Origin of the sequence: Nocardiopsis sp. TNDT3, assembly GCF_003427465.1 — a bacterium.
Taxonomy (GTDB): Bacteria; Actinomycetota; Actinomycetes; order Streptosporangiales; family Streptosporangiaceae; genus Nocardiopsis; species Nocardiopsis dassonvillei.
The window spans coordinates 1-1,526 of the sequence record NZ_QPFC01000448.1 but is presented as its reverse complement, the minus strand read 5'-3'; the positions used below and the strand labels follow the sequence as shown (position 1 = coordinate 1,526).

1 protein-coding gene and 1 pseudogene are annotated in these 1,526 nt (G+C 75.6%); both read left to right on the top strand.

Going from position 1 to position 1,526, the window contains the following annotated elements; translation table 11 throughout:
* A pseudogene (locus DQW06_RS11805) lies at nt 1–513 on the top strand (dual specificity protein phosphatase family protein); the annotation flags it as partial.
* 245 nt (nt 514–758) lie between these two features.
* Complete coding sequence (locus DQW06_RS11800) at nt 759–1,478, top strand: septal ring lytic transglycosylase RlpA family protein (protein WP_198662426.1); 720 nt, start codon at nt 759–761, stop codon at nt 1,476–1,478.
* The last annotated feature ends 48 nt before the right edge of the window (nt 1,479–1,526 follow it).

The window sequence follows — 1,526 nt, the reverse complement described above, 5'->3', positions numbered from 1 at the left end:
CCCTTCGCCGTCCCCCACCCCCTGGACCCGGGCGTCCTGCTGGGCAACCTCGACCACCTGCGCGCCCACCCCGAGACCGTGGACGCCGCGGTCTCGCTGTGCCGCACCCACCCCAGCGACGCGCCCCACCTGCCCGCCGCCGACTGGGTGCGGGTGTGGCTGCACGACCGCCGGGGCGCCAACTCCCACCCGCACTTCACCCTGGACGAGGCCGCCGCCGCGGTCGCGGCCCTGCGCGCGGAGGGCAAACGCGTCCTGCTGCACTGCTGGGCGGGCGCCTCGCGCACCCCGGCCGTGGCCACCCGCTACGCCGTCGCCGCCCTGGGCGCCCCCGTCCTGCCCACCCTGGCCGCCATGATCCGCACCGTGGGCGGGCACCTGGACAACCCCAGCCTGTCCACCGCCGTCGCCCGGCTCAGCGGCGTGGACCTGCCCGACCCGGCCGCCACCCTCTTCCCCGAGGGCGTGCCGCCCCGGCGCCCCGAGCTGCCCGAGCCCCACATCACCGGGTGACGAACACCACCGACCCTTCAGGTGACAAGTTCCACAAACCCTCCCTTTCCGGTACCGTTACCCTCGCGTTACCCCTAGGATCTGCGCCCAGAACCCGCGCACCACCCGGCGGCCCGCTCCGGGCACCGCGCCCTCCCGCGCCCCGGGGCGCCGTACCACCCGCGCACCCTGCCACGGCAACCGCGCACCCCACCCCGGAGCACCCGCGCCGCCACGCCCTGTTCCCGTTCGAAGGACTATCCGTCGTGGGCACACACCAGCCCCAGAACCCGCCGGCCGACGAAGAGGCCACCCGCGCCGACGCGCCCGTGGGACCCCGCGTGGCCGCCAAACGCTCCCGCCGCAAGCGCACCCTCATCCTGGCCTCGGCCACAGGGGCCGCGCTCCTGGTGGGCGGCACCGCCGCCGCGGCCGTCATCGCCACCGGCGCCGACCCGGGCAGTGCCACCAACGCCGCGGGCGTCCCCCAGGCAGACCCGGACCCGCTGGTCGCCGACGACGCCACGCCCAACGCCGGGCAGGAGCAGCAGCAGCTCGCCGAGGAGGCCGTCAGCTCCGCCACCCAGCGCTCCAGCACCGACGCCTCCGACATCCTCGAAGAGCCCGAGGAGGAGGAGACCGAGGAGGCCGAGGAACCCGCCGCCGACACCGGCTCCGAGTCCGAGTCCACCGGCCAGGGCGGCACCTGCCAGGCCTCCTACTACGGAGCCGACTTCGCCGGACGCACCACCGCCAACGGCGAGACGTTCGACCCCAACGCCATGACCGCCGCGCACAAGACCCTGCCCTTCGGCACCCAGGTCCAGGTCACCAACCCGAGCAGCGGCGCGTCCGTGACCGTGCGCATCAACGACCGCGGCCCCTACGTCGACGGACGCTGCCTGGACCTGTCCACCGCGGCCTTCGACCAGATCATCGGCACCGGAGCCGGTGTGGGCCAGGTCGACTGGCAGGTCGTGGGGTAACACCCTCCCCACCCGCACGCGTGCGCGCCGCGGCGGCCCCGAACGGGC